At 67.5% G+C, this 25,237-nt stretch carries 25 protein-coding genes, 1 tRNA gene and 1 other RNA gene; 17 read left to right on the top strand and 10 right to left on the bottom strand.

Going from position 1 to position 25,237, the window contains the following annotated elements; translation table 11 throughout:
- The first annotated feature begins 19 nt into the window (after positions 1-19).
- The 3 genes from ACFVMC_RS04845 (at position 20) to ACFVMC_RS04855 (ending at position 2,791) form a co-directional block, all read left to right on the top strand.
- The gene (locus tag ACFVMC_RS04845; protein ID WP_379206901.1) at positions 20-1,291 is read left to right on the top strand and encodes an ammonium transporter; all 1,272 of its coding nucleotides are present in this window, start codon (positions 20-22) and stop codon (positions 1,289-1,291) included.
- A 103-nt stretch (positions 1,292-1,394) separates the two neighbouring features.
- Positions 1,395-2,204 (top strand): metalloregulator ArsR/SmtB family transcription factor, encoded by an 810-nt coding sequence (locus ACFVMC_RS04850; protein WP_379206902.1) that lies wholly within the window; start codon positions 1,395-1,397, stop codon positions 2,202-2,204.
- Positions 2,201-2,791, top strand: coding sequence for a dihydrofolate reductase family protein (locus ACFVMC_RS04855; RefSeq protein ID WP_379206904.1), 591 nt, complete (start codon positions 2,201-2,203; stop codon positions 2,789-2,791). The genes ACFVMC_RS04850 and ACFVMC_RS04855 overlap by 4 nt, the downstream gene beginning before the upstream one ends.
- Here ACFVMC_RS04855 and ACFVMC_RS04860 read toward each other — a convergent pair whose 3' ends face one another.
- The 4 genes from ACFVMC_RS04860 to ACFVMC_RS04875 form a co-directional block, all read right to left on the bottom strand.
- Positions 2,792-3,148, bottom strand: a complete 357-nt coding sequence (locus ACFVMC_RS04860; RefSeq protein ID WP_379206906.1) for a DUF488 domain-containing protein — start codon at positions 3,146-3,148, stop codon at positions 2,792-2,794. It lies immediately after the preceding gene.
- A gap of 122 nt (positions 3,149-3,270) precedes the next feature.
- Entirely contained in the window at positions 3,271-3,573 is a 303-nt protein-coding gene (locus ACFVMC_RS04865; RefSeq protein WP_379206908.1) for a hypothetical protein, read from the bottom strand.
- 212 nt (positions 3,574-3,785) lie between these two features.
- A tRNA-Ser gene (locus ACFVMC_RS04870) sits at positions 3,786-3,874 on the bottom strand.
- A 55-nt stretch (positions 3,875-3,929) separates the two neighbouring features.
- Complete coding sequence (locus ACFVMC_RS04875; RefSeq protein ID WP_379206910.1) at positions 3,930-4,880, bottom strand: hypothetical protein; 951 nt, start codon at positions 4,878-4,880, stop codon at positions 3,930-3,932.
- Positions 4,881-4,991: 111 nt separating this feature from the next.
- Here ACFVMC_RS04875 and ffs point away from each other — a divergent pair.
- Positions 4,992-5,086, top strand: an RNA gene (gene ffs / locus ACFVMC_RS04880) — signal recognition particle sRNA small type.
- Positions 5,087-5,197: 111 nt separating this feature from the next.
- Positions 5,198-6,487 carry an aminotransferase class I/II-fold pyridoxal phosphate-dependent enzyme gene (locus ACFVMC_RS04885; protein WP_379206912.1) on the top strand — a complete coding sequence of 430 codons (1,290 nt, stop codon included), beginning with the start codon at positions 5,198-5,200 and terminating at the stop codon, positions 6,485-6,487.
- 47 nt (positions 6,488-6,534) lie between these two features.
- On the opposite strand, the gene ACFVMC_RS04890 is transcribed toward ACFVMC_RS04885, so the two are convergent.
- Positions 6,535-7,377, bottom strand: coding sequence for a methyltransferase domain-containing protein (locus ACFVMC_RS04890; protein ID WP_379206914.1), 843 nt, complete (start codon positions 7,375-7,377; stop codon positions 6,535-6,537).
- 110 nt (positions 7,378-7,487) lie between these two features.
- Here ACFVMC_RS04890 and ACFVMC_RS04895 point away from each other — a divergent pair, with 110 nt between their 5' ends.
- The 3 genes from ACFVMC_RS04895 to ACFVMC_RS04905 all read left to right on the top strand — a co-directional run bounded on the left by ACFVMC_RS04895 (position 7,488) and on the right by ACFVMC_RS04905 (position 10,002).
- The gene (locus ACFVMC_RS04895; protein WP_379206916.1) at positions 7,488-8,069 is read left to right on the top strand and encodes an HhH-GPD-type base excision DNA repair protein; all 582 of its coding nucleotides are present in this window, start codon (positions 7,488-7,490) and stop codon (positions 8,067-8,069) included.
- Positions 8,070-8,161: 92 nt separating this feature from the next.
- Positions 8,162-8,869 carry a hypothetical protein gene (locus ACFVMC_RS04900; protein ID WP_379206918.1) on the top strand — a complete coding sequence of 236 codons (708 nt, stop codon included), beginning with the start codon at positions 8,162-8,164 and terminating at the stop codon, positions 8,867-8,869.
- 173 nt (positions 8,870-9,042) lie between these two features.
- Positions 9,043-10,002, top strand: a complete 960-nt coding sequence (locus tag ACFVMC_RS04905; RefSeq protein ID WP_379206920.1) for an acyl-ACP desaturase — start codon at positions 9,043-9,045, stop codon at positions 10,000-10,002.
- A gap of 30 nt (positions 10,003-10,032) precedes the next feature.
- On the opposite strand, the gene ACFVMC_RS04910 is transcribed toward ACFVMC_RS04905, so the two are convergent.
- The gene (locus tag ACFVMC_RS04910) at positions 10,033-11,640 is read right to left on the bottom strand and encodes a DUF2207 family protein (RefSeq protein ID WP_379206921.1); all 1,608 of its coding nucleotides are present in this window, start codon (positions 11,638-11,640) and stop codon (positions 10,033-10,035) included.
- Positions 11,641-11,718: 78 nt separating this feature from the next.
- Between ACFVMC_RS04910 and ACFVMC_RS04915 the strand changes: the two genes are divergently transcribed.
- The 3 genes from ACFVMC_RS04915 to ACFVMC_RS04925 all read left to right on the top strand — a co-directional run bounded on the left by ACFVMC_RS04915 (position 11,719) and on the right by ACFVMC_RS04925 (position 15,844).
- Positions 11,719-12,804 carry a neutral zinc metallopeptidase gene (locus ACFVMC_RS04915; protein ID WP_379206923.1) on the top strand — a complete coding sequence of 362 codons (1,086 nt, stop codon included), beginning with the start codon at positions 11,719-11,721 and terminating at the stop codon, positions 12,802-12,804.
- A gap of 93 nt (positions 12,805-12,897) precedes the next feature.
- Positions 12,898-14,313, top strand: a complete 1,416-nt coding sequence (locus ACFVMC_RS04920) for a DUF1254 domain-containing protein (protein ID WP_379206925.1) — start codon at positions 12,898-12,900, stop codon at positions 14,311-14,313.
- A gap of 271 nt (positions 14,314-14,584) precedes the next feature.
- Positions 14,585-15,844, top strand: a complete 1,260-nt coding sequence (locus ACFVMC_RS04925; protein ID WP_379206927.1) for an ROK family protein — start codon at positions 14,585-14,587, stop codon at positions 15,842-15,844.
- Positions 15,845-16,019: 175 nt separating this feature from the next.
- Here ACFVMC_RS04925 and ACFVMC_RS04930 read toward each other — a convergent pair whose 3' ends face one another.
- Positions 16,020-17,627: a wax ester/triacylglycerol synthase domain-containing protein gene (locus ACFVMC_RS04930; RefSeq protein ID WP_379206928.1), complete on the bottom strand. Its 1,608-nt coding sequence runs from the start codon at positions 17,625-17,627 to the stop codon at positions 16,020-16,022.
- A 106-nt stretch (positions 17,628-17,733) separates the two neighbouring features.
- Between ACFVMC_RS04930 and ACFVMC_RS04935 the strand changes: the two genes are divergently transcribed.
- Positions 17,734-19,362: a cytochrome bc complex cytochrome b subunit gene (locus tag ACFVMC_RS04935; protein WP_379206930.1), complete on the top strand. Its 1,629-nt coding sequence runs from the start codon at positions 17,734-17,736 to the stop codon at positions 19,360-19,362.
- Positions 19,363-19,447: 85 nt separating this feature from the next.
- On the opposite strand, the gene ACFVMC_RS04940 is transcribed toward ACFVMC_RS04935, so the two are convergent.
- Positions 19,448-19,657: a DUF397 domain-containing protein gene (locus ACFVMC_RS04940; protein ID WP_379206932.1), complete on the bottom strand. Its 210-nt coding sequence runs from the start codon at positions 19,655-19,657 to the stop codon at positions 19,448-19,450.
- 421 nt (positions 19,658-20,078) lie between these two features.
- Here ACFVMC_RS04940 and ACFVMC_RS04945 point away from each other — a divergent pair, with 421 nt between their 5' ends.
- From ACFVMC_RS04945 to ACFVMC_RS04955, 3 genes are read left to right on the top strand one after another with little or no spacing between them, the layout of a single operon-like run.
- Positions 20,079-20,633 (top strand): DUF309 domain-containing protein, encoded by a 555-nt coding sequence (locus tag ACFVMC_RS04945; protein WP_379206933.1) that lies wholly within the window; start codon positions 20,079-20,081, stop codon positions 20,631-20,633.
- Positions 20,630-21,577, top strand: coding sequence for a tRNA glutamyl-Q(34) synthetase GluQRS (gene gluQRS / locus ACFVMC_RS04950; protein WP_379206935.1), 948 nt, complete (start codon positions 20,630-20,632; stop codon positions 21,575-21,577). Before ACFVMC_RS04945 ends, gluQRS begins: the two co-directional genes overlap by 4 nt.
- Before the next feature lie 54 nt (positions 21,578-21,631).
- Positions 21,632-22,285 (top strand): RDD family protein, encoded by a 654-nt coding sequence (locus ACFVMC_RS04955; protein WP_379206937.1) that lies wholly within the window; start codon positions 21,632-21,634, stop codon positions 22,283-22,285.
- Positions 22,286-22,289: 4 nt separating this feature from the next.
- Here the strand turns inward: ACFVMC_RS04955 and ACFVMC_RS04960 are convergent, their stop codons facing one another.
- Entirely contained in the window at positions 22,290-22,808 is a 519-nt protein-coding gene (locus tag ACFVMC_RS04960) for a DUF4190 domain-containing protein (protein ID WP_379206939.1), read from the bottom strand.
- A 37-nt stretch (positions 22,809-22,845) separates the two neighbouring features.
- On the opposite strand from ACFVMC_RS04960, the gene ACFVMC_RS04965 reads away from it, so the two are divergent.
- Positions 22,846-23,619 carry a queuosine precursor transporter gene (locus ACFVMC_RS04965; protein WP_379206941.1) on the top strand — a complete coding sequence of 258 codons (774 nt, stop codon included), beginning with the start codon at positions 22,846-22,848 and terminating at the stop codon, positions 23,617-23,619.
- Positions 23,620-23,686: 67 nt separating this feature from the next.
- Positions 23,687-23,992: a chorismate mutase gene (locus ACFVMC_RS04970; protein WP_379206943.1), complete on the top strand. Its 306-nt coding sequence runs from the start codon at positions 23,687-23,689 to the stop codon at positions 23,990-23,992.
- On the opposite strand, the gene tgt is transcribed toward ACFVMC_RS04970, so the two are convergent.
- Positions 23,976-25,235: a tRNA guanosine(34) transglycosylase Tgt gene (gene tgt / locus ACFVMC_RS04975; RefSeq protein WP_379206945.1), complete on the bottom strand. Its 1,260-nt coding sequence runs from the start codon at positions 25,233-25,235 to the stop codon at positions 23,976-23,978. The genes ACFVMC_RS04970 and tgt overlap by 17 nt on opposite strands.
- Between the last annotated feature and the right edge of the window lie 2 nt (positions 25,236-25,237).

A 25,237-nucleotide genomic window follows, 5' to 3' on the forward strand; every position in this document is an offset into this window, starting at 1 on the left:
CTGCGTGAAGGGAGTTTCTGTGTCCTCGATCGATCCTGCGGCCACCGCGTGGCTGCTCATCAGCACCGCATTGGTGTTGCTGATGACGCCCGCCCTGGCCATCTTCTACGGCGGAATGGTGCGCTCCACCGGCGTACTCAACATGCTCATGATGAGCTTCATCGCGATTCCGCTGGTGACGGTGGTCTGGCTGCTGGTCGGCTACACGCTGGCCTTCGGCGAGGACGCGGGCGGCGGCCTGATCGGCAATCTGGAGCATCTCGGGCTGGCGGGCATCGACCCGAACACAGTGAAGGGCACCGTGCCGGAGCTGCTGTATGTCACGTTCCAGCTGACCTTCGCGATCTTGACCGCGGCGCTGGTCAGCGGCGCGATCGCGGATCGGGCCAAATTCGCGGGCTGGATGGTGTTCGTGCCGCTGTGGACGCTGGCGGTGTACGTGCCGATCGCGCACTGGGTGTGGGGTCCGGACGGCTGGCTGGCGAAGTTCGGCGCGCTGGACTACGCGGGCGGTCTGGTCGTCGAGATCGCTTCCGGTGCTTCGGCTTTGGCGCTGGCGATCGTGCTCGGCCCGCGGGTGGGTTTCAAGGTCGACGCGATGCGCCCGCATAATCTGCCGTTCGTGCTGCTCGGCGCGGGTCTGCTGTGGTTCGGCTGGTTCGGCTTCAACGCGGGCTCGGCGCTGGCCGCGAATGGCACGGCCGCCGCGGTCTTCCTGAACACGCTGGTCGCTGGCTGTCTCGGCATGCTCGGCTGGCTGGCGGTGGAGCAGATCCGCGACGGCCACCCGACCACGTTCGGCGCGGCCTCGGGTGTGGTGGCCGGCCTGGTGGCGATCACCCCGTCCTGCGGTTCGGTGAACACGGTGGGCGCGCTGGTCGTCGGTTTGATCGCGGGCGTGGCGTGTTCGTTCGCGGTGGGCTGGAAGTTCAGGGCGGGCTATGACGATTCGCTGGATGTGGTCGGCGTGCACTTCGTCGGCGGCGTGGTCGGCACGATCCTGATCGGCCTGCTCGCCAACCAGGTGATGACCGGAGGCGTCGAGGGCCTGCTCTACGGCGGTGGGCCGGCCCAGCTGGGTAAGCAGCTGGTCGGCGTCCTGGCGGTCGCCGCGTTCGCGTTCACGGTCAGTTTCGTGCTCGGCAAGCTGATCGATCGCACCGTCGGTTTCCGGATCACCAAGGAGGACGAGACCTCGGGCATCGATTTCGCGCTGCATGCGGAGACCGCGTATGCCGAAGGCGTGCACGGACATTCGCCCGGCAAGAAGGTCTTCGGCAACACGCACTGACCTGTCTCGGCGGACGCCCATCACCCTGAGCGGGTGGTGGGCGTTCGGCGTTTCAGGAGATATTCCTTGACAGGAATATTCCCTACAGTGAATACTTCAATGCATGGAACAGGTCGCCTCGGCACTCGGAGACAGCGCCCGCTGGCGCATCGTCGAACTGCTCGCCGAACGTCCCCGCTCGGTAGGTGAACTCGCCGAACTCACCGGTTTGCGGCAGCCTCAAACCACCAAGCATCTGCAAACGCTGGCCCGCGCGGGCCTGGTCGCGGTCTATCCCTTGGGCCAGCGGCGGGTCTACGCGCTGGAAGCTGCCCCGCTGGCCGCCCTCGCGCAGCGGCTGCGTGAACTCGTCGGCACGGTCGAGGCGCATCGAGGCGAACGCGATGTGCTGGCCCGGTACCAGGCCGCCATCGAGGCGGATTCGCTCGCGGCGAACCGGCAACGCTGGGCGGACGGCCGACATTTCACCTTCGAGCGGGCCCTGCCGGTGCCTCCGGAAGTCCTGTGGCGGCAGTGGACCGACCCGGACCAGCTGGTGGCCTGGTGGGCGCCGCCCTCGATGACGATCACCGACTGCGTGATCGAACCGAAAGCGGGCGGTCGCGCCGTGCTCGACTACCGCGACGCCGAGCGGCGGCGGTACCGCTCCGAAGGCCGGGTGCACGCCGCCACCGCGCCGGAGCACCTCGAATTCGATCTCTCGGTCCTGGACGCGGCGGGGGCGGTGTCCTTCACCGGCCACTACGACCTGCGGCTCACCGCCACCCCAGCGGGCACCGCGCTACGGCTCGACCTGCGCATCACCGACACCACCGTCGAGGCGGTCCCGTTCATCGCCGGAATCGAAACCGGCTGGGGCCAGGTCCTGGACAACCTCATCACGCACACCACAGACAAGGAAGCCCGATCATGAACGCACGCAAGATAACCGCGAACATCGCCCTGACCCTCGACGGCCGCTACCACGGTCCCGGCGGCCCCGCCGACGCCGGCGCGATCGTCCGGTACGCGACCACCGACACCGCGCGCGACTTTCTCGGCTGGATCCACGAGAACGCCACGACCGCGGTTCTGGGCCGGGGTTGCGCCGAAGGCTTCCTGGGGTTCTGGTCCACCGTCGCCGTGGACGAGCAGGCCGATCCCCGCGACCGCGGTTACGCCAAGTGGCTGGTCGACACCGAAAAGGTGGTCCTGTCCTCCACTTTGACCGAATCCCCCTGGAACCACGCCCGCGTGATCGACGCCCCCACCGCCGACGTGCTCACCGAACTGAGGGCCACCGGCACCGGTGACATCCTGGTCAACACCAGCCCGAGCGTCATCAAGCCGCTGCTCGCCGCCGACCTCGTCGACCGGCTCTACCTGCTGATCTGCCCGGAGATCGCGGGTGGCGGACAACGTCTGTTCGAGGACGGTTTGCCCGGTTCCACGTGGAGCATCGTCCGCCGGGAGGTCGGCGAACTGGGCGAACTGGCCCTGGTCTACGACCGCGTGCGCTGACTAGCGCAGGTGCGCGAGCAGCACGGCGACGTGGCTGTGCGCGGGGTCCTTGGCGGCCGTCACCAGCGTGACCCGCCGCTGCTTCCCTTCGTCCCGCAGCTTCGTCAGCGCCTGCCGCTGCGCGTCACCGGCCAGTTCGGCCTCGTAGCGCCGCACGAACTCGTCGAAGTTCGCGCCCGGATCATGGTGGAACCAGGTCCGCAGCGCGCCCGAGGGTGTCACGTCCTTGGCCCACTCGTCGATCCGCGCCTCCTCCTTGCTGACCCCGCGCGGCCACAATCGATCGACCAGCACCCGATATCCGTCCCCCTCGTCCGGTCCGTCGTACGCGCGCTTGACCGCGAACCCGCTCGTCATTTCCTCATCATCGCGGCGAGGGCGGCATCCGCAAATTCCGACACACCACCTCGAGTTATTCACGGCCCATACGAAGGCCCCCTGGAGCGATCCAGGGGGCCTATTCTTCAGGCGGGCCCGAATCAGCAGGAGATCGCCGCCGAGCCCGTTCCCGGGGAGCACGGACGGCTGGGCTCGTTATTGTTCGGGCGGGACTCCTCGACTTCCAAGCGGAGGATGTAGTTGTACCCGTTGGTGCCCGGGATGGGGGACGTGGCGCTACAGCGGTAGCTCAGCACATCGCCGTGCAGCTGGGCCTTACCCGCCTGCTCACAGGCGGATCGGCTGCTGTACGTGCCTGCCTCGATCGTCTTCGCGGAAGCGGTTCCCATTCCGAGGGCGGTGACCGCGGTGGCGAGCATGCCGAGGACAATGGCGCGTTTCATCAGATTGATCCTTTCGTGCCCAACCCTCGCGGCCGGGCCCAAAAGACATTACCTCGCGACACCGACATCTATTGTCCGGCAATTGATTTCGAATGCGGGCACGATTTCCGATCGATAACCCGAATCTCGCATCGGCAATGCGAGTCTCGCAAAAGGACAACCTGTGGATGAAAACAAGCAACGCCCCTGACCATTGGTCAGGGGCGTTGCTGTGGCGGAGGATAGGGGATTTGAACCCCTGAGGGCTGTTAACCCAACCCGCGTTCCAGGCGAGCGCCATAGGCCACTAGGCGAATCCTCCGTCGAGCAGCATACCGGGTAAGTACGGGTGAGTACCAAATGCCCCTGTCAGAGGGCTACTTCTGGAGGCCGGTCAGGGCTTTGCGGACCTGCGCCTTGGCGACCTCGCCGAGTTCCTCCTTGTCGAAAGAGTCGCCGTCGGCGCGGTCGACGGAGATCTCGACCTTGATCGAGACATTGCTGTCCTGCACCGCGACCGTGTACTCGGTGATGGCCGAACTGGAGTAGTCGCGGACCTCGGAGTGCCAGTAGCCCTTCTCGCCGATGCCGGTGACATCGCCGGAGGACAGGCCGGAGCCGGTGGTGCCGGTGTCGTACTGCTTCCAGTTGTCGTAGTCGTGATCGGCGAAGGAGCCGTCGCCGAGGAAGGACACGTCCAGGCTGATCGAGGCGGTGTTGGTGTGGTACTTGCTGCTGGTGCTGGCTTCCTTGTAGGTGGCACGGCACTTGAGTTCGCCGCCGGTGTAGCTCTTGGGCTGGGTCTCGGTGTGCTCGGGATCGCCGGAGGGTGTCTTGGCCCACTTGGTCACCGAGGAGGTGTCGATCAGGTTGCACGCGTTGGTGATCTTGTCCATGGCGTACTTGCCCTCGGCGTTGCCGCCGCCGCTCTTGTAGCTGTCGCTGGCGGTGTTGATCAGCGCGACACAGCCCGCGAACAACCCGATCACCAGCACCAGCACGATGCCGCCCGCGATCAGCCAGGGCGTCTTGCTGGATCTGGTCCGCTGGAACGGCACCGGCTGGGGCGCGTAGCCGGGCTGGGCGCCGTACTGCGGCTGCGGCTGCGGCGCGGTGTAGGGCGGTGGAGCCGCGTATTGCGGCTGCGGCGGCGGGGTGTACTGCTCCTGCCCCGCGAAAGGCGTTGTGGGAGTTCCGATCATGGTCGGATCCGAGCGGGCCGGATCCGGCGCACCCGACGCCGCCGCGGTCGGCTGCTCCCACCAGTGCGCGGCCGGGTCCGCACCCTCCGGTGTCGCATCGCCGTTGGGTGGATTCTTCTCAGTCACGCGACCGGTCCCCTCGTACCTTTGTCTGGGCAAGCCCCTCCGTTATTGCGACCGATCGTAGCCGTATTCGGGGCACCTGATGGTGATCGGTGATCGTCCGCTACACTCGTCTGCGGATCCCGCGCGGCGCGCATCCTGTGAACTCCCCCAGGGCCGGAAGGCAGCAAGGGTCAACGGGCTCTGCCGGGTGCGCGGGGTCCCCTTAAAACAATCCCCTCCACTTCGGAGCAACACCCGGGTACGGTGAATCGCGGTCCGCCCCATGGCTTGGACCCGCCCAATATATGCCCATTCGCCGCTTCGAAAGGCTGCACAGGATGCCCCGGCAAACGCAGATCGGTTTGATGAGCCACGAGGAGCTCGTGTCCGAACACGAGACCCAGACCGCGAATTACGCGACGCTCCAGACCGAGAAGCTCACGCTGGATCTGACCCGAGGCAAACCCTCACCGGAACAACTCGACCTCTCCGCGGCCCTGCTCGCCCTGCCCGGCTCGGGTGATTTCACCGACGGCACCGGTACCGACTGCCGCAACTACGGCGGCCTGCACGGTCTGCCGGAACTGCGCGCCATCTTCGGCGAACTACTCGGTATCCCGGTGTCGAATCTGCTGGCCGGCAACAACGCCAGCCTCGAGCTCATGCACGACATCATCTCCTTCGCGATGCTGTATGGCACACCCGATTCCGAACGGCGCTGGGTCGCCGAGGACACCGTCAAGTGGCTGTGCCCCGCCCCCGGCTACGACCGGCATTTCGCCATCACCGAGGCGCTCGGTTTCGAGATGATCCCGATCCCGATGCGTAACGACGGCCCCGATACCCACGCGATCGCCGCGTTGCTGGCCGGCGATCCGCAGATCAAGGGTCTGTGGGCGGTGCCGAACTACTCCAACCCGACCGGCTTGACCTACTCCGAAGAGGTTGTGCGCGAACTGGTTTCGATGCCCGCCGCGGCTCCGGACTTCCGCCTGTTCTGGGACAACGCCTACGCGGTACACCCGCTGACCGACACCGCCGAACCGGTGCTGGACGTCCTGGGTCTGGCCGCCGCAGCCGGAAACCCGAACCGCCCACTGGTTTTCGCTTCCACCTCGAAGATCACCTTCGCGGGCGCGGGCGTGAGTTTCCTGGGCGGGTCGAGCGCGAACCTGGACTGGTACCTGTCGCACGCCGGGCGCAAGAGCATCGGCCCGGACAAGCTCAACCAGCTGCGCCACCTGCGTTTCTTCACCGACGCGGCCGGTGTGCGCGCGCATATGCAGAAGCACCGCGAATTGCTGGAGCCGAAGTTCCAGCTGGTGCTGCGGATTCTGGAGGACCGGCTGGGCGCCTCGAAGGTCGCGTCCTGGACGGAGCCGAAGGGCGGCTACTTCATCAGCCTCGATGTGCTCGAGGGCACCGCGGCCCGGGTGATCGCGCTGGCCAAGGACGCGGGTATCGCGTTGACCGCCGCCGGCTCGGCCTTCCCGTACCGCAACGACCCGGAGGACAAGAACATTCGCATCGCGCCCAGCTTCCCGAAGCTGCCGGAGCTGGAGCAGGCGATGGACGGGCTGGCCACCTGCGTGCTGCTGGCCGCGACCGAGAAACTGCTCGACAAATAGGCCGATAGGGAAACGGCGGGCGTCCTGGACGCCCGCCGTTTTCGTGCCTATTCGGGTTTGCGCGCGAGCACCGCGAACATGGTGACCGACAGGTGGATGTCACCGTTCTCGGCGCCACCCGCCAGATCGGCGAGCAGTGCGTCACGCTGCGCTTCGCCGATCGCGCCGCGCGCCACCGCCATCGCCGAGATCCGCTGCACCAGCGCACCCGCGCCGACCGTGCGGTCCTGCACCAGCGCGTGCGAGCCGATGTCGTCGATGACCAGGCCCGCCGTGGTGAGCAGGCCGGGCAGGCGGCGGCCGGAGAACGGATTGGTGGTGGCCGCGACCAGGGTATCGATCACCTCGCGCACCACCGACCGATCCCCCGGATGCACGATCGCGGTGCCCCAGTCGACGTCGACGACGACCGCTCGGCCGCCGGGGCGCAGCACCCGCGCGATCTCGGCGGCGGCGCGGGCGGGCGCGGTCAGGTGCTGGAACACCCGCTCGCACAGGGCCGCGTCGAAGCTGTCCGCGCCGAACGGCAGGCCGTAGGCATCCCCGGAGTGGAATTTGGCGCGCGAGCCGGCCTGCTCGGCACGGCGTTCGGCGGACGCGAGCAGGTGCGGGTCGGGTTCGACGCCGACCGCGGCGCCGGTCGGGCCGACGGCGTCGGCGAAAGCCATGACTTCCGAGCCGGTGCCGGAGCCGATGTCCACGGCATGTTCGCCGGGACGCAGGGCGAGCGCGTCGTGCGCCCAGTTCCGCAGCCGGTGGATGCCGGGCAGGGCCGCGTGCAGGTCGCGCACGTCGACCAGTTGGTCCTGGCCGGCGCGGTCGAAACGATCCGGTCGCGGTGCGTAGGTGTCGCTGAGCCGGTCCTGAGCTGAGGCCGTCGTCTGAGGCATGGCCGGAGCATACGCTCAGCTGTGACGCAGCGCACTCGGATGATCCGCCGACCGCGGAGTGGAATGATCGATGCGGATCGGGTTGCACTGGCCGCAGGAAAGGATCGATGGTGACCGCACAACTGTGTCTCGCGCAGGAGCCGGAGGCGGATCGTCTGCTCTCCGAGGATCCGTTCGCACTGCTCACCGGCATGCTGCTGGATCAGCAGTATCCGCTCGAACACGCCTTCCGCGGGCCGCGCAAGATCGCCGACCGGATGGATGGCTTCGATATCCATCGGATCGCCGCCGCGGACCAGCAGGCTTTCGAGGAGCTCTGCTCGACGCCGCCGGCCATCCATCGCTACGGCCGCTCGATGGCCCGGCGCACGCAGGATCTGGCGCGGTATGTGCTCGAGCACTACGACGGCGACACCGCGGCGATCTGGACCGCGGGCGATCCCGACGGCACAGAGGTGCTGCGACGGCTCAAGGACCTGCCCGGCTACGGCGATCAGAAAGCGCGAATCTTCTTGGCGCTGCTGGGCAAACAGCTCGGGGTGCGGCCCGCCGGGTGGGAGCGGGCCGCGGGCGCCTATTCGGAGCCGAATTCGCGGCGTTCGGCCGCCGATATCGTCGATCAGGAGACGCTGCTCGAGGTGCGCGCGTTCAAGAAGGAAGCGAAGGCCGCAGCCAAAGCTACCGGTAAGTAAGAATCGCACTGCGTAATTTCCTCGTCACCTGATGTTCGCTCAATAAAGCTTGACCCTCATCGAAGCACTGTCGAGATGAGGGATAGCAGTACATGAAGATCAGGAAACTGGCCGTCGTGGCCGCACTGGTTACCGCGGCGACCGGAATCGCCGCGGGCAGCGCCGGCGCCGCGCCGGTCGCCGACGAGACGCCGATCAATTTCACCGCCCGGGCCACCGATACGCAGTCGATCATCTCGATCGACTCGGGCTCGCTCGTGGTCGAGGACAATGCCTTGAAGATCAAGGCCGCCAACGGTCTTACGGTCGCGGGCACGCCGCTGTCGTTCCGGATCGACGATTTCGAATTCCCGATCGCCGCGCAGATCTCCGACCGCACCGCGACGCTCACGCCGCAGATCGCGCGGGACAAGGCCGTATACAAGCCGGTCGCGCTGCCGCACGAGGACAAGGCGCCGTGGAAGTCGGAATACGACCGTGAGCAGGCCGCCTGGAGCCGGTTCACCAGCACGATCAGCCTGGGCGCCACCATCGGCACCCTGGTCGGCGGCATCGGCGGCGGTGCGCTCGGCTGCGTGCTGGGCGGTATCGCGGGTGCCACGGTCGCCTCGGCCACCATCATCGGCCTGTTCGGCCCGTTCATCCCGGCCGCGGCCATCGGCTGCATCGGCGGCATCCTGGCCGTCGGCGCGATCGGCACCCTGCTGGGTCAGATCTTCGTGACCGCGCCCTTCGCCATCGGCGCGGCCATCCAATACTTCACCACCATCAACCAGCCGTTCACCGCACCGGCCAAATAGTTTTCGCGTGACAATCGGCCCCGCCCAGCGACTTTCGCCGGGCGGGGCCGAGGCGACGCGCCGATTCGGTGGGTGGCGGGCAGTTGAATACCCGCGCTCGGGTGACTTACGGTGGCTCGGCGATATCTGAGTTCTGTTCTGCCCGGTTGATCTGATCTCACCGAAAGGCGTTCATGACAACGGATTTGACCCAATTGCAGCTTTTGTCGGAGTTGGAGCCGGTGGTTGCGCAAAACCTCGATCGGCATCTGGCGACCGTCAAGGATTGGCACCCACACGATTACGTGCCCTGGGACGAGGGCAGCAATTTCGCGGCCATGGGCGGCGCCGACTGGTCCCCGGAGCAGTCGCGGCTGTCCGAGGTGGCCAAGGTCGCGATGATCACCAACTTGCTCACCGAGGACAACCTGCCCTCCTACCACCGCACCATCGAGGAGAACTTCTCCCGCGACGGCGCCTGGGGCACCTGGGTGGGGCGCTGGACCGCCGAGGAGAATCGGCACGGCATCGTCATGCGCGACTACCTGGTCGTCACCCGCGGCGTCGACCCGGTAGCGCTGGAGAACGATCGCATGGTGCACATGACCCGCGGCGTGCACGCGCCCGACAACTTCGGCGGCGTGCTCGACCAGGTCGCGTACGTGACCTTCCAGGAACTGGCCACCCGGGTCAGCCATCGCAGCACCGGGCGGGTGTGCGGCGATCCGATCTGCGACAAGATGCTGGCCCGGATCGCGACCGACGAGAACCTGCACATGATCTTCTACCGCAATGTCGCCGGCGCCGCCTTCGACCTGGCTCCGGATCAGGCGATGGAATCGGTGACCAAGGTGGTGCTGAACTTCGCCATGCCCGGCCACGGCATGCCGAACTGGCGGCGCAACGGCGTGCTCATGGTCAAGCACGGCATCTACGATCTGCGCCAGCATCTCGACGATGTGGTGTCGCCGGTGCTGCGGATCTGGAATGTGTTCGACCGCACCGACTTCACGGCCCGCGGCGAGCAGGCCCGCGAGGAACTCATGGAGTATCTGGAGCGGCTGAAGAAGGATGTCGTCCGCTTCGAGGAGCAGCGCGATCGCATGTTGGCGCGCGAGGCCGCGCGCGCCGAGGTGGCGCCGGCCGTCGTCTGACCGAGGTGGGCGCCGGATCCGGCGCCCACCTCAGTTCTCGCCCTGCTTGCCGAACAAACCCTCCATCGCGGTGATGAAGTAGGGGAAGTGGCCCGCGAACCGGACCAGATCGCGATCGTGGTCGAATCCGCCGAACCAGTAGACGCCGGGCTGCGAATCGGCGGCCGGATTGAGGTCGCGGAAGGTGCGGACCCAGTTGTCGGCGCGGCCGGACACCACCGCGAAGGGCAGCGCACGAGAGAACACGGTCTCCTGATCCTCCGGCGGAATCCGTTCGGGGCGCACCGCGTCCAGCCCGCGCTGTAGTGCCCGCACCTGCCCGGCCAGTTCCCGGCCGAGCGCCGTGCGCGCGGGCAGATACCTGGGCAGCAGCGCGATGGCCACACCCGCGAGCAGGATCGCCACACCCACCAGCGCGTGCCCGGCGGTGAACGCCAATGCCGGGGTCGCGATCGCGCCCGCCACGACCAGCCCGCCGCCGAGCCAGGTGGCCGGGCCGGGGCGGGAACGATCGATCAGCGCATCGCGCGCGACGGCGTCGGCGATGATCGCTTTGCGGATCGCCGCGGCCGGAATCCGGTCCGGCGCCCGCAATTCGCTGACCCGCACCGTTTCGGTGCCCTCCGGCAGTAGCGCGGTGTAGACAGCCTGCTCGTAGTCGCGCAGCTGATCGTCGGGTGCGTTGACCCGGCTGATCTGCCAGTCACCGTCACCGGCCGGAGCGATCCAGAGATAGCGGCGCACCGCGAGATCGACGACGGTGGCGGCGATATCGATCGGGTCGGCGTATTCGTCGACGACCAGCCCGGCCTCGCCGGGCAGCAGTCCGCCGGGCGAGACGAACTGCACCTGCCCGCTGTCTCGGCGCAGCGGCTCGATAACCTCCGAACCCGCTGTGGCGCGGGCATTCTCTCGGCGCGCCCGGACCGCGTACCCGGCCAGCCCGGCCAGGGTGAGCAGCAGCGCGATCAGCGCGAGCAGCGCCGGCAGGGTGAACGCGAACGGATTGGCCTGCTCGCCCGGGGTCGCCACCGTGCCCGGCGGCATCCGCAGGGTCAGATCGATCGCGTCGCCCTTACGCAGGTCGGTCTGTTCCAGGAACAGCACGCCGTCGGCTTCGACACGCACGTCCGCGCACGGCCGGGTACCGCCGGGCGGGCCGAGTTTGCAGTCCACGATGGACATCTCGAAACTCGGGCTGATCAACGAGACACTGACCGAGGCGATGTCGTGGTTCACTACGCCGAGCCAGCGGAACTCCTGTGCGCTCGGCGCGTCGTCGACCATATTGTGGATCAGATAGCTGAACTTGGATTCGCCCGGATCGGCGTCGACGATGAACTGGTCGTTGGCGATTCGGGTGCTGCCCGCGCCGCTGGTGGTGACATCGGTGACCTCGAAGGTGCGCACCACGTCGTCCTGCAATTGCAGGCGCAGCGGCAAGGTCATGGTGAAGTCGCCGTCCGGCGGCACCGTGACGGTCTCCTCCACGCGCAGCACACCGTCACGAGTCAGGGTCAGGTCGGCCACGATGGTCGCTCCGGCCGCGGATTGGCCGTGCGCCAGCGGTGCGGTCGCGATCATCCCCAGGCCGGCGAGCGCGAGCGCCCCGGCCCGGAGCCCCCGAAAAGTCAGCATGGTCGCCCACTTTAGACAGGTTGCTATCCTGCGTCAGCGGAGCCTGACGACGAAACCGAGACGAGGGGGTACGGGGGAGTGAACCAGCCACCGTACGGGCACGGGCCGATTCCACCTGGTGGACAACGGTTTCCCGGGCCTGGATATCGTCCGCAGCCGCCCGGGTATCCCAATCAGCCGGGGCCGGGCTACCGGCCGTCGCCGGGATACGGTCCGCCGCAGGGCTTCCCGGCGGTGCGCCCGAACCAGCCGCCGGCCCGCCGCCCGCCGATTCCGCCGCCGCTGCCCTACGGGCCCTCCGGCGGCGCGCCGCGGCCACCTCGCAGGCAGCGCGGCGGCGGTCTGATGACGCTGCTGCTCGCCGTTGTCGTCCTGGTGGTCGGTGGCTTGGTGTTGGTCGCGGTGCGCACCGGCGACGAGGACAAGCCCACGGCCGCCACCGATCCGGGTACCGGCAGCGCCGGGGCCAATTCGCTGCTCACCGACCAGGACGGCACTCTGCTGCCCGCGGAGTGCGCGTACACCCAGTGGAGCACCGACGTCGAGACCGCGCGCACGTTCTTCGAGACCGCCGCGACGTGTCTGCACGACGCGTGGGAACCGTTGCTGGCCAAGCAGAATCTGAGTTTCGAGGCGCCGACGCTGAACGTCAGTGCCAGCACCGAGGGCATCACAACCCCGTGTACCGGCTCCACCAGTAGCTTCGCCGCCTTCTACTGCCCGGCGAACAAGACGATCTACATGCCGATCAGCCAGTTGCAGACCGAGATCTTCCGGAACAACTGGGTGGTCTATCTGTCGGTGTTCGCGCACGAGTACGGACATCATGTGCAGGCCATGTCCGGAATCCTGCGCCGCGCCAATGCCGAACGGGTGGACGCGGGCGTCCGCAGCGCCCGCGGGCTGGAGCTCTCGCGGCGGGTCGAGTTGCAGGCGCAGTGTTTCAACGGCATGTACCTGGGTTCCTCGAACGCGGGTGGCGGCTTGTCGACCGCTCAGATGAATGTCGCGCAGCGCGATGCCAACGGCCGCGGCGACGGGCCGACCGATGCGCGCGATCACGGCACCGCGGAGAACAGCGGGAACTGGTTCGAGATCGGCGTGGACAAGAACCGCACGTTCGACTGCAATACCTTCACGGCGCCGGCGGCGTCGGTGAGTTGAAACGACTCCGCGGCGGAGACCGGGCTGCTACCGTCCACACCGATGTTTGCTGAATATTTGCCATCCGGGTAACCAACGGTCCAGGAGGCCAGGATGCGGGAGAACGTCAGCGGTGTCGGCCGACGCGCGATGCTCGGAATGCTCGGTCTGGCCATGGCCTCCGGAACCGCGCTGGCCGCGTGCGGCTCGGACGATTCGAGCAGCTCGAGCGGCACAAGCACTTCCGGGAGCGATCCGACGGGCGTCGCGACCGACGCCTACGTGTTCGGCTACCCGCTGGTACTCGTGGACGCCACCCGCGGCACCGCCCCGGTGAATCAGTTCATGCATGCCGACTCGTTGCCGACCGCGGCCGACCGGGTCGTGGTTCGCATGAACCTCGACACCCTGTACTCGCAGGCCTGGCTGGACCTGAGCGCCGAACCACTGGTCATGCAGATACCGGACATGGGCCCGGACCGGTACTGGCTGATGCAGATGCTCGACGCCTGGTCCAACACCGCACACAACCCCAGCAGCGTGCGCCCGCAGACCACGCCGGGACAGACCACCCCGCCCTTCACCTACCTGGCGACCGGCCCCGGCTGGAACGGCACCGTCCCGGACGGTATGACGCGCCTCGAGTTCCCGACCAACACCGTGTGGGTCATCGGGCGGGTACAGGTCGACGGCGAATCCGATATCGCGGCCGTCCGCGCGATCCAGGAGAAGATGAAGCTCGCGCCGCTGAGCGCCTGGCAGGCCGATCCGAACCTGACCACCCCGGGCATGACCATCCCCGACGCACAGAAGGCCACCTCGCCGGCCGCGGCGGTGGCCGCCATGGACGGCACCGCGTTCTTCACCAAACTCTGTCAGCTGATGTCGGACAATCCCCCGGCCCCGGACGACCACGAAGCCATGACCCGCTTCGCGCCCCTCGGGATCACGCCCGGCGGTACGCCTACCGCGGACCCGGCCGTGCTGAACGCCGCCGTGACCAAGGCCAAGCAGCAGATCGCCGACTTCAAAGATCCCGAGGCCCAGAACGACAACGGCTGGCTGTTCTCCACCGATGTCGGGGCATACGGCACCGACTATCCGCTGCGCGCCCACACCGCCTACTTCGGACTCGGCGCGAACCTGGCCGAGGACGCCCTCTACCCCAGCCTCAACGGCGTCGCCGACGCCGACGGCCGTCCGCGGCGCTTCCGGCTGCACTTCCCGGCCGGGCAACTACCGCCGGTGGACGCGTTCTGGTCGCTCACCGCCTACGACGGCGACAGCTATCTGATCGACAACCCGGCCGGCATCTACGCCGTCGGCCACCAGATCCCCGTCACCGCGAATCCCGACGGCTCGGTCGACATCGCCGTCCAGAACGCGGACCCCGGCGCGGCGGTCCCCCGGGGCAACTGGCTGCCCATCCCCGTCGCCGGCAAGTTCTCCCTCACGCTGCGCCTGTACGCGCCCAAATCCGAAGCGGCCGAGGGCAAATGGCAGCCGCCCGCGCTCGAGGCGGTCTCCTGACCTGCGGCGATAACTGTGTCCGGGAACACCTCGGCGGATTGGGGCTTGGTCCGGCGTCCGGTTCGGTGTTAACTTCGAAAGGTGTCTACCAATCCCTCCGTCGCGTTGCGGGTCACCTATGTGACAGCCGCGCTGGGGTTGCGGCTGCCGTTGACCCGGGAACTGTGTTGTTCCCGCAGTCGCGGCTGAGTCCTATCGGATCGGCCGCCTCGTCGCCGACCCTGTAGACATGCCCCGCCCTTCGGCCGGGGCCGAAGCTTGGATTCTCCCCATGGCTCTCACCACCCTCGATCGGCCTGCCGGTACCACCCGCACCCGGGTGCAGCGGCCGGTCATCGCGCCGGAATTCCGGATCACCGACAATCCCGCGGCGGCCGTGCTGCGCGCCGCGACCGGCGGACCGGTCTCGCGTGACAATGCCGCCCGCACCACAGGTTCCAGCATCGCGACGGTGAACCGCCAGGTCTCAGCGCTGCTGAGCGCGGGTCTGCTGCGCGAGCGCCCCGACCTGGCGACCTCGGGTGCTGTCGGCCGCCCGCGGGTGCCCTTCGAGGTGGACAGCGACACCTATCTCACCCTCGGTATCCACATCGGCGCCGCGGCCACCAAGATCGTGGTGGCCGACCTGCGCGGCCGCATCCTCGGCGGTCTGGCCATCGCGACCCCGCAGACCGGGCAGGACTTCGCGACCGTCACCGTGGCTCGCAGCGCCAAGGCGTTCCTACAGCGCTGGCATCGGCGAAAACCACTGTGGGCCGGTGCCGCCATCGGCGGTCGCGTCGATCCGGCCACCGGCCTGGTCGATCATCCGAAACTCGGCTGGCAGGGCGCGGCGCTCGGCGCTGTGCTCGGTGACGTACTCGAACTGCCCGTCTCGGTCGCCCCGCACGTGGAGGCCATGGCAGCCGCCGAACTACTGCTGCCCACGCCCGAACCGCGCACCGGTCAGGAACGCGGCAGCAGCCTCTACTTCTATGTCCGCGAAACCGCCGGTATCTCGGTGACTCTCGACGGTCGCGTCCACACGCCGAGCAGTGGCCCGGGCTCCATCGCGCATCTGCCGACCGGCTCCCAGGTGCAGTGCACCTGCGGACGGCGCGGCTGCTTGGAGGTCACGGTGGGCGATCGCGCCCTGCACGCGCGGGCGGTCGGACTGGGAATCATCCCGGCGCACAACGGAACCGCGGGCACCACCATCGCCGATCTGTATCGCGCGGCCGAAGCCGGTTCGGTTCCGGCCCAGGATCTGCTGCGGGAACGCGCCACCATCCTGGGTGACACCGTCGCCCTGGTGCGGGACATGTTCAATCCGGATCGTGTGGTGCTGGGCGGCCAGGCCTTCACCGGTTACCGTCCCGGCGTCACCCACGTCGCGAATGCCTTCCGGAAGAGCAGCACCCTGCCCCCGACCGATATCCGGATCAGTGGTTTCGGCGGCAAGGTCCAGGAATTCGCGGCTGTCGCAACCTCGTTGAGCAACATCTACGCCGATCCCCTGGCCGCGGCCCGGCGCATCGGGCTCACCGACTGACGACTCACGCGAATTGTCCGAGCAGCGCGGCGACGTCGCGTGCCCGGGACGTGCGGTCGGGCCACGCGCCGAGGTGACGGAGTTGCGGTCGAGACAGGCGCCGCTGCGCGGCTCCAGCGGTCCGCTCGGCGAGGCTGGTAGAGCACCGTGTTCATCGCGGTCGCTCGACCAGCCCTTACCTGGACGCGCGACCGGTCACCACGGTGCGCAGGGCGGCATCCAGGAGATGGGTGTAGGCGTCGATGTCCGGGATCACGCGGGAGTCGGCGTGTATCGAGATCGTGACCGTCGCGCCGAGGCCGTGCACGCCGTGAGTCAGGTGCATCACCGAACCGACGGCGGGGAATCCCGCGGTGAAAAGGGCTGGGCCGCCGAAGGTCAGGTCGGCGGGACCGCGGTGCACACTCGAGACCACGGTATGCCCGGCGATGGCGGCGGGCACGCTGTCCAAAGGGTAGCGATCCAGGTCGCGGTGCAGCAGCGCGGCGGGGGTCACGTCGGTGACCCGGTCCTGCGCGCAGAGCAGCGGGTGAACGGCACGCGCGCGCCGCTCGGCCAGTGCGCGGGTGATCTTGTCCGCGCGCCGGCGCAGGTCGGGTTCGTCGAGGCACAGGTCGACACCGAGACTGCGATAGTTGTTGCGGGTCGCGGCATCTCCGGGCATCGCCATCGGAACCTGGGCGCCCGATTCATTCACAGGCGTCCCCAGGCGGTGAAGGTACTCGGTGAGCGCGATCGAGACCGCGGTCAAGACCACAACGGTCACCGTCCGGCCCGGAACCTTCAGTTCGGCGCTGTCACGCACCAGCATCCGGACCCGATGCGCGGAATCATCCACCGCACCAGCGGGATTCACCGCACTCGGCCGGTAACTCGGCCCGGGCCCAGGCAACTCGCCGACCGCCGTGAGTTCGGCCAAAGCCTGCTGCGCTCGGAAGGCCCGCAGCCCACGCACCACAGTCCGCAGCACCTGCCCGGGCATGCGCAGCACTCCCCCGACCAGCTCGAGCACGTCCCCCAGCGGCACCTCGCCCGCGACTCGCCGCACCATCCCGAACACGCCCCGCCGCCCCAATTCGACCGCGACCGGCCGCGCCATCCCAACCGCGACGGGCCGGGTATTCCCGCCCCCAACCAGCCGGGCATTCTCGACCGCGACCAGCCGGGCACTCTCGACCCCAACCGGCCGGGCATTCTCGCCCCCAACCGGCCGGGCATTCTCGCCCCCAACCGGCCGGGCATTCTCGACCGCGACCAGCCGGGCATTCTCGCCCCCAACCGGCCGGGCCGACTCGGGGCGACCGCCCGGCGACTCCGGCGCGAACAGCGCCCGCGCGATGGCCGCGGCCCGGGTGCCGTCGGCCAGTGCATGCGACATCTGCAGCACCGCAACGGTGGCCAGCCCGGGAGCACCGGGGACATCCGCGACGCCGCGGAACAGGTGCAGCCGCCAGGGCCGATCGGCCGCGTTCACGCCGGTGCCGAGCAATTCCCCCACCACGTCATGTATCTGTGCCCAATCGCGCGCCGAGTGCTCGACCACCTGATCCGTGCGGAATCCACAGGGCTCCCATGATGGGTAGTCCAGATCCCGTGGCACCGTGCGCACGCGCACCGTGAGATCCGGAATCTCCGTGCTGCGCTGCTGGATTCGCTCTCGTAGCACCGCTGTCGGCACACCCCTGTCGGCGAAGGCGTACAGCAGGAACAGATCGTTGCGGGTGCGCGCGGACAACCAGTACATGGTGGCGTCCTGCGGGGCCATGCGACGCCGATGCTTCACCCGGACGACCCTAGGGCAGTATGCGCAAACCTATCGATTCGGGCAGCGACTACTGCTACCGTCTGTAGTAGAACCATTCCACTCACCCAGGGGCGGGGTGCAGGCCATGACGACATCGATAGCTCGCAAGGCAAGTGCGCAGGCAGACGAGGCGGACCAGCGATATCAGGCGGCCGCGTTCCTCAAACGGTCGATCAACAAAGTGTTTCCGACACACTGGTCGTTCCTGCTCGGCGAGATCGCGCTGTACACCTTCATCATTCTGCTGATCTCCGGCGTCTACCTGACGCTGTTCTTCGATCCGTCGATGAGCGAGGTCGTCTACGACGGCGCGTACCAGCCGCTGCGCGGGGTCACCATGTCGCGCGCCTACGAGACCTCACTGAATCTGTCCTTCGAGGTGCGCGGCGGGCTGTTCGTGCGCCAGGTGCACCACTGGTCGGCGCTGCTGTTCGCGGCCTCGATCATCGTGCACCTGTTCCGGGTCTTCTTCACCGGCGCCTTCCGCAAACCGCGCGAGGCGAACTGGGTGATCGGCTCGATCCTGTTGATCCTGGCCATGTTCGAGGGTTACTTCGGCTACTCGTTGCCCGACGACCTGCTCTCCGGCACCGGCCTGCGGGCCGCGTTCTCCTCGATCACCCTCGGCATGCCGGTGATCGGCACCTGGCTGCACTGGCTGATGTTCGGCGGCGACTACCCGGGCACCATCATCATTCCGCGCCTGTTCATCGCGCACGTGCTGCTGTTCCCGGGCATCATGCTGGCGCTCATCGCGGCACATATCGCCCTGGTCTGGTATCAGAAGCACACCCAGTACCCCGGCCCCGGCCGCAGCGAGAAGAACGTGATCGGCGCCCGCATCGTGCCGGTGTTCTCCCTGGACCAGGGCGCGTTCTTCGCCTTCACCCTGGGCACGGTGGCGATCATGGGCGGTCTGCTCCAGATCAATCCGGTCTGGAATATGGGCCCCTACAACCCCTCCCAGATCTCCGCCGGCACCCAGCCCGACTTCTACATGATGTGGACCGACGGCATGATGCGGCTCATTCCACCGTGGGAGCTCTACATCTTCGGGCACACGGTGCCCGGGCCGTTCTGGGGCGCGCTGATCATGGGCCTGGTGTTCACCCTGCTGATCGCCTATCCGTGGATCGAGAAACGCCTGACCAAGGATGTGGCGCCGCACAATCTGCTACAGCGCCCGCGAGATGTGCCGGTACGCACCGGGATCGGCGCCATGGTCATCACCTTCTACGTGGTGCTCACGCTGACCTGCGTCAACGACATCATCGCCTACAAGTTCGACATCTCGTTGAACGCGACCACGTGGGCCGGGCGTATCGGTGTGCTGCTACTGCCGCCGCTGGCCTACTTCCTCGCCTACCGGCTCTGCCTCGGTTTGCAGCGCAGTGACCGCGCGGTGCTGGAACACGGCATCGAGACCGGGGTGGTCCGGCGACTACCGCACGGTGAGTACATCGAGTTGCACCAGCCGCTCGGCCCGGTCGACGCGCACGGTCACCCGATTCCGCTGGAGTATCAGGGCGCGCGGGTACCGAAGAAGATGAACCAGCTGGGCGCGGCGGGCAAGCCGGGTACCGGCAGCTTCCTCCGGGCGGATCCTCGGCAAGAATCCGAACGCAACCTGGCGTTCGATCACGATGCGGAACGCACACAGCTAGCGGTCCTACGCCGGGTCCAGGACCAGACGGCAGCCGACGAGCACGGCTGATCCCGATGGAATCGGGCACACCAAGGCCCCGAGTCGGTTCCGACTCGGGGCCCCGTGCTGACTACTTCGGAATACGGCCTGGGTTTCAGGCGGGACCGAATTCCCCGCCGGATACGCCGCTGAGGAACGCATCCCATTCGCCCGGGGTGAACGCCAACACCGGGCCACATCCGTTGTCTTTGGTGTCCCGAACAGCGACGTTGCCGCCGCTCACCATCGCAACTTCCACGCAGTTCCCATCAGGGCCGCTGTATGTGCTCTTGTGCCACACAGCACCCGTCAAATCGAACTTCACGGCACTAGCTCCTTTGCTTTGTCGAAACGAGGGAATTCTTCGGACGTTTCCAACTAACTAGCACCGGCACTCGGCAAGACCGCCGAATCCCGTGCGGGCTCCGTTAGCAGCGCGCAACCTTCGCGGCGCGTCGTTTTCGCACTGTAGTTCGAGGTGAAATCTCACCCCCGGGGCTGTCCCCGCGGGCTAAACAGTAGCAGGGATCCCAATGATTTGCCGAGCTCTTGCTCGGCCGAACCCGATTTCTGCCAATGTTGCGAAGTCCGAATGTAGCCATGACTTAGCCAGCTATCCACATTATTTCCACATGGTCGTATTCCGCAAACTTTTGGTCTACGTGATTACTCCGTAATTCGTTGGTAATACGCTTTCTAGATCATCCGCCGTACCGCGCGTGCGATACATCGTGGATGATGGATCCATGGTCGAACGCCCCCGCGACGAGGCAGGTCGCGCCCGCAACCCCCGTCCCCGCGACAGATTCGGTCGCCCGCTACCGCTCGGCAGTGTGGGCGTGCCCCGAATTCCGGATGATCTCGATATCCCACCCCAGCAAACTCTTATCCTCGCGCAGCAACTGCTGGATGACGGCTTGGCATTCAACGCGCACGAGGTATTGGAGGCCGCATGGAAGAACGGGCCGATAGCGGAGAAGATGCTGTGGCAGGGCTTGGCGCAATACGCGGTCGGAATCACGCACATACAGCGCGAGAATCCCAAGGGCGCGCGCACCCTACTGGAGCGCGCCATGGGAAGACTGGACCGCTACGCGCCGGTAGCCCCCAGCGAAGAATCGGACACCCCCTCGAATAGTGACAATTGCGAAGACAATCCTGGCGACTACCAGAATGCGAATGTGGCTCCTTACGGGATCGATCGACCGGGTCTGATCGCACACGCCCGATTCCTGCTGGCCGCACTGGACGCCGGGACCCCGATCGGCCCGAAGGATCTCACACCGCGCCTGGCAAAATGATCTTCGTGCCCGCCGACCCCGCTCCCGCGCCCACCGCGGGCGCGGGCCGATACGCCCCGAGCCCCTCGGGCGATCTGCACCTCGGCAATCTGCGCACCGCCCTGCTGGCCTGGTTGTTCGCCCGGCACTCCGGACGCCGCTTCGTCCTGCGCGTCGACGACCTGGACCGGGTCCGGCCCGGCGCCGCCGAACGCCAGCTCGCCGACCTCGCGACCATCGGCCTGGACTGGGACGGACCGGTACAACGGCAATCCGAGCGCGTGGCGCACTACGCCGCGGCCATCGACACGCTCACCGCCGCGGGCCGCACCTACGAATGCTTCTGCACCCGAAGAGAAATCCAGCAGGCCGCGACCGCGCCGCACGGTCCGATGGGCGCCTACCCCGGCACCTGCCGGACACTCACCGCCGCCGCCCGGGCCCGGCACCTGGCCGACGGACGCCCCGCCGCCCTCCGGCTACGAGCCGAGATCAGCGACTTCGAGATCACCGACGACCTGCACGGCCGCTACCGCGGCGCGGTCGACGACCTGGTGCTGCGCCGCGGCGACGGCCTGCCGGCCTACAACCTCGCGGTCGTCGTCGACGATGCCGCCCAGGGCGTCGACCAGGTGGTCCGCGGCGACGACCTGCTGCCCTCCACCCCGCGACAGGCCTACCTCGCCACCCTGCTCGACCTGCCGGTCCCGCACTACGCGCACGTCCCGCTGGCGCTGAACACCGCCGGACAGCGGCTGGCCAAACGCGACGGCGCCGTCACCCTCGCCGATCGGATCGCCCTGGGCAACACGCCCGAGGACGTGGTCGGTGTACTGGCCGGTTCGCTCGGCTACACCGCGAGCTCACCGGCCCAGCTTCTGGACCGATTCGACCCCGCGCGACTGCCGCGCGAACCCTGGATCGTGGACGAGAACAGGTTGTTGCGACCCGAGGAGGGTCCGTAACGTACGCGGCAAAAGGCGAAGTTGGCTGATCGACCGATCACGACGAGGACAACCATGACTAGCGGTGGGTACGATCCCAATCGGAATCCCCAGGGCGACGAGCCCTATTCGCAAGGCGGACAACAGTATCCGCAGGGCGAACCGTATGGGCAGCAGCCCTACGAGCAGCAGCCCTACAGCCAGGGCGACCCCTACGGTCAGTCGCAGTACGGCCAGGATCCCTCCGCCGGGCAGCCGGGCTACGGCCAGCCCTACGGCCAGGGCTACACCTACGCGGGCTTCGGCACCCCCGCCGACCTCGGCGTCCGCATCGGCGCACGCGTGATCGACACACTCATCGTGCTGATCCCGATCAACATCATCCTGCGCGTCGTCTACGGCAGCGGGAGCGGCTTCTTCGTCGGCGTGAGTGTGCTCGGGGCCATCGCGCTCACCCTGTACTTCGTGCTGATGGAGACCCAGCAGGGCACCACCCTCGGCAAGAAGCTGCTCGGCCTGCGGGTACTCGGCCCCGGCGGCGCACCGAAGGTCACCGCGGAACAGTCGCTCAAGCGCAACCTCTACACGATCGTCTACGTGGTGCCGTGCCTCGGCCAGATCGCCTCGATCGCGCTGATGATCTACATGATGATCACGCTGTCGCAGGACCCGAACAAGCAGGGCTGGCACGACAAGTTCGCGGGCGGCACCCAGGTCGTGAAGGGCTGACGTCTCAGGAACTGCTGACGATGCTGAGCGTCCACCACAGGATCGTGGCCACGATGCCCGCGACACCGACCCAGATACCGGCCTGGGCCATGCCGCGCCCCTCCTCGTAGGGGTTCTCCTTCAGCTGATTCAGTGCCAGCACACCGAGCACGATGCCGACCAGCGAACCGATCCCGCAGCTGCAGAAGCCCATCAGCGACGCGACCAGCGCACCGATCGCCAACCCGTTGGTCCCGCCGGCCGGCGGGCCGTAGCCGTAGGGCTGATAGCCCGGCGGGTACGGATACGCCGGGCCGGGCGCGGGCGGAACCTGTTGCGGCCCCGAAGGATACGGTTGCGCCGCGGCGGGCTGCGGCGGATAGGCGGGCGGCTGCACCGGATACTGCGGCGCGGACGGATACCCGGACGGCTCGGAGGTCGGGTACTGCGGGGTCGAAGGCTGCTGCTGTGCACCGGAATCAGCCGAGACGCCCTCACCGCCGTACTGTTTCCACCATTCGTCGGAATCGCCGGGCTTCGTCATGGATACAGCGTATGTGAGACCTGGTTGTATAAACCTTGTGAGTGACTTACAGAAAAACCCAGCACGCGAGGGGTCTGGGCGCCCCGCGCCGGACCACGCGGCATTCGCCCAGGTTGCGCGGGGGTACTACACACCCATCGTGGCGCTGTTCACGGCCACGCTGATCATCTCCAACGTCTGCGCCGGTAAGGGCGTGGAATTCTTCGGCGGCAGCGAGCTGTCGCTCGGGCCGATCCAGGTGCTGCCCATCGTCACCGACGGCGCCTTCTTCCTGTTCCCCCTGGCCTATGTGCTCGGCGACGTGCTGAGCGAGGTGTACGGATTCAAGGCCACCCGCCGAGCCATCTACTACGGTTTCGGCGCGCTGCTGCTGACGGTGCTCTGCTTCGCCATCGCCGTGCGCCTGCCCGCCGCCGGCTTCTACGAGAATCAGCAGGCGCTGGAATCCATCATCGGACCCACCTGGCGGCTGGTGCTGGCCGGACTCGCCGGATACTTCGTGGGCCAGCTGCTGAACTCCGCGACACTGGTGCTGATCAAGGAGCGAACCAAGGAGAAACACCTGTGGGCCCGGCTGATCGGCTCCACCGTGGTCGGCGAATTCGCCGACACCCTGATCTTCTGCTCGATCGCGGCCGGTGTCATCGGCATCGAGACCTGGCAGCAGTTCATCAACTATCTGATCGTCGGATTCGTCTGGAAGACGCTGATCGAGGTGCTGGTCCTGCCGATCACCTACCGCGTCATCGCGCTGCTCAAGCAGCACGAACCCACCTACGCCCCCAAGGAATCCGATCCACTGCACGTCTGAGGTGCCCGGCCCGCGCGCGCCCTCGCCGGTCGGCGGGGGCGCGCTGCTGTCGGTAGGGTCGACGATCGTGTCCGATCTCCACTCGCTCGACGACGTCCGCGCCCGCATCGATACCCTCGACGGCGACCTGATCCGGCTGCTCGCGGACCGGCAAGCGCTGGTACGCGTCGCCGCCACCTTCAAGACCGATCAGCAGGCGGTGCGCGCGCCCGACCGGGTGGAGCGGGTGGTGGCGCTGGCCCGCGAGCGCGCCACGTCCGCCGGGCTCGCACCCGAGGTCGCCGAAGCCGTGTGGCGCGCCATGATCGGGGCGTTCATCGAACTCGAACTGACCGAGCACGCCACGCTGGCCCGGACTACGACGGCGCCTTGATCCGCCCCTGCCAGATACCGAGCGCCTCGGCCTTGTAGTCGTCGAAGTAGCCGCCCAGGATCGACTCGCGGATGCGGTCCACCAAACGCACGGTGTAGCGCTCGTTGTGGATGGTGCACAGCGTCGCCGCCAGCATCTCCTTCGCCTTGAACAGGTGATGGATGTAGGCCCGGGTGTAATGCGCGCAGGTGTAGCAGTCGCAGGTGTCGTCGATCGGGGTGAAATCGCGGCGGAAACGGCTGGTATTGATATTGAACCGGCCCTCGTCGACATAGATCGCCGCATTGCGGGCGACCCGGGACGGGTTCACGCAGTCGAAGGTGTCGGCTCCGTTCTCCACCGCGGTGAAGATGTCCTCCGGTTCGCTGATGCCGAGCATGTGCCGCGGCTTGTGCTCGGGCAGCTCGTCACAGCACCAGCCCACGATGGTGCCGAGATTGTGCTTCTCCAGCGCGCCGCCGATGCCGTACCCGTCGAAACTCGTTCCGGCGCCGCCGCGCAGCGCCTCCAGATCACGACAGGCCTTGCGGCGCAGATCCTCGTACTGCGCGCCCTGGATCACCCCGAACAGCGCCTGATAGGGCCGGTGCGCGCGCTCCTCGGTGAGCTTCTCGTGCGCGTCCAGGCAGCGCTGCGCCCACAGGCGCGTGCGCTCCAGCGAAAGTTCTTGGTAGCCACGGGTATTCAGCAGAGTGGTGAGCTCGTCGAAGGCGAACATGATGTCCGCGCCCAGCTGATGCTGGATACCCATCGACACCTCGGGCGTGAAGCGGTGCCTGGACCCGTCCAGGTGGGAGCGGAAGGTGACGCCGTCGTCGTCGACGGTGGCCAGGCGCTCCTTGCCCTTGGCGATCACATCGTCGTTCTGCACGCCGACGGCCTCCATGGCCAGCACCTTCTTGAACCCGACACCCAGCGACATCACCTGGAAGCCGCCGCTGTCGGTGAAGGTGGGACCGGACCAGTTCATGAACGCCCCGAGCCCACCGGCCTCGTCCACGATGTCCGGGCCGGGTTGCAGATACAGGTGGTAAGCATTGGCAAGCAGGGCCTGCGCCCCGAGCTCACGCATGGTCTCCGGCAGCACCGCCTTGACCGTCGCCTTCGTCCCCACCGGAATGAAAGCCGGGGTCGCCACCTCGCCGTGCGGTGTGCCGATCACCCCCGCGCGGCCGTTGCGCCCGCCGTCGAGGCGGGCATCGATGCGGAAGGTGAACTGTTCGGCTGCGGACACGGCCTCCATCC

This window comes from Nocardia sp. NPDC127579 (assembly GCF_042672005.1).
In the GTDB taxonomy this organism is placed as follows: domain Bacteria; phylum Actinomycetota; class Actinomycetes; order Mycobacteriales; family Mycobacteriaceae; genus Nocardia.

What these genes read in the sequence shown, in the direction of transcription:
- ACFVMC_RS04865 (WP_379206908.1), bottom strand. Translation starts at nt 3,573, where the DNA reads ATGAAACGCGCCATTGTCCTCGGCATGCTCGCCACCGCGGTCACCGCC.
- ACFVMC_RS04900 (WP_379206918.1), top strand. Translation starts at nt 8,162, where the DNA reads ATGAAGATCAGGAAACTGGCCGTCGTGGCCGCACTGGTTACCGCGGCG.
- ACFVMC_RS04960 (WP_379206939.1), bottom strand. Translation starts at nt 22,808, where the DNA reads ATGACGAAGCCCGGCGATTCCGACGAATGGTGGAAACAGTACGGCGGT.
- ACFVMC_RS04905 (WP_379206920.1), top strand. Translation starts at nt 9,043, where the DNA reads ATGACAACGGATTTGACCCAATTGCAGCTTTTGTCGGAGTTGGAGCCG.
- ACFVMC_RS04850 (WP_379206902.1), top strand. Translation starts at nt 1,395, where the DNA reads ATGGAACAGGTCGCCTCGGCACTCGGAGACAGCGCCCGCTGGCGCATC.
- ACFVMC_RS04885 (WP_379206912.1), top strand. Translation starts at nt 5,198, where the DNA reads ATGCCCCGGCAAACGCAGATCGGTTTGATGAGCCACGAGGAGCTCGTG.
- ACFVMC_RS04855 (WP_379206904.1), top strand. Translation starts at nt 2,201, where the DNA reads ATGAACGCACGCAAGATAACCGCGAACATCGCCCTGACCCTCGACGGC.
- tgt (WP_379206945.1), bottom strand. Translation starts at nt 25,235, where the DNA reads ATGGAGGCCGTGTCCGCAGCCGAACAGTTCACCTTCCGCATCGATGCC.
- ACFVMC_RS04920 (WP_379206925.1), top strand. Translation starts at nt 12,898, where the DNA reads ATGCGGGAGAACGTCAGCGGTGTCGGCCGACGCGCGATGCTCGGAATG.
- ACFVMC_RS04955 (WP_379206937.1), top strand. Translation starts at nt 21,632, where the DNA reads ATGACTAGCGGTGGGTACGATCCCAATCGGAATCCCCAGGGCGACGAG.
- ACFVMC_RS04910 (WP_379206921.1), bottom strand. Translation starts at nt 11,640, where the DNA reads ATGCTGACTTTTCGGGGGCTCCGGGCCGGGGCGCTCGCGCTCGCCGGC.
- ACFVMC_RS04945 (WP_379206933.1), top strand. Translation starts at nt 20,079, where the DNA reads ATGGTCGAACGCCCCCGCGACGAGGCAGGTCGCGCCCGCAACCCCCGT.
- ACFVMC_RS04925 (WP_379206927.1), top strand. Translation starts at nt 14,585, where the DNA reads ATGGCTCTCACCACCCTCGATCGGCCTGCCGGTACCACCCGCACCCGG.
- ACFVMC_RS04860 (WP_379206906.1), bottom strand. Translation starts at nt 3,148, where the DNA reads ATGACGAGCGGGTTCGCGGTCAAGCGCGCGTACGACGGACCGGACGAG.
- gluQRS (WP_379206935.1), top strand. Translation starts at nt 20,630, where the DNA reads ATGATCTTCGTGCCCGCCGACCCCGCTCCCGCGCCCACCGCGGGCGCG.
- ACFVMC_RS04935 (WP_379206930.1), top strand. Translation starts at nt 17,734, where the DNA reads ATGACGACATCGATAGCTCGCAAGGCAAGTGCGCAGGCAGACGAGGCG.
- ACFVMC_RS04890 (WP_379206914.1), bottom strand. Translation starts at nt 7,377, where the DNA reads ATGCCTCAGACGACGGCCTCAGCTCAGGACCGGCTCAGCGACACCTAC.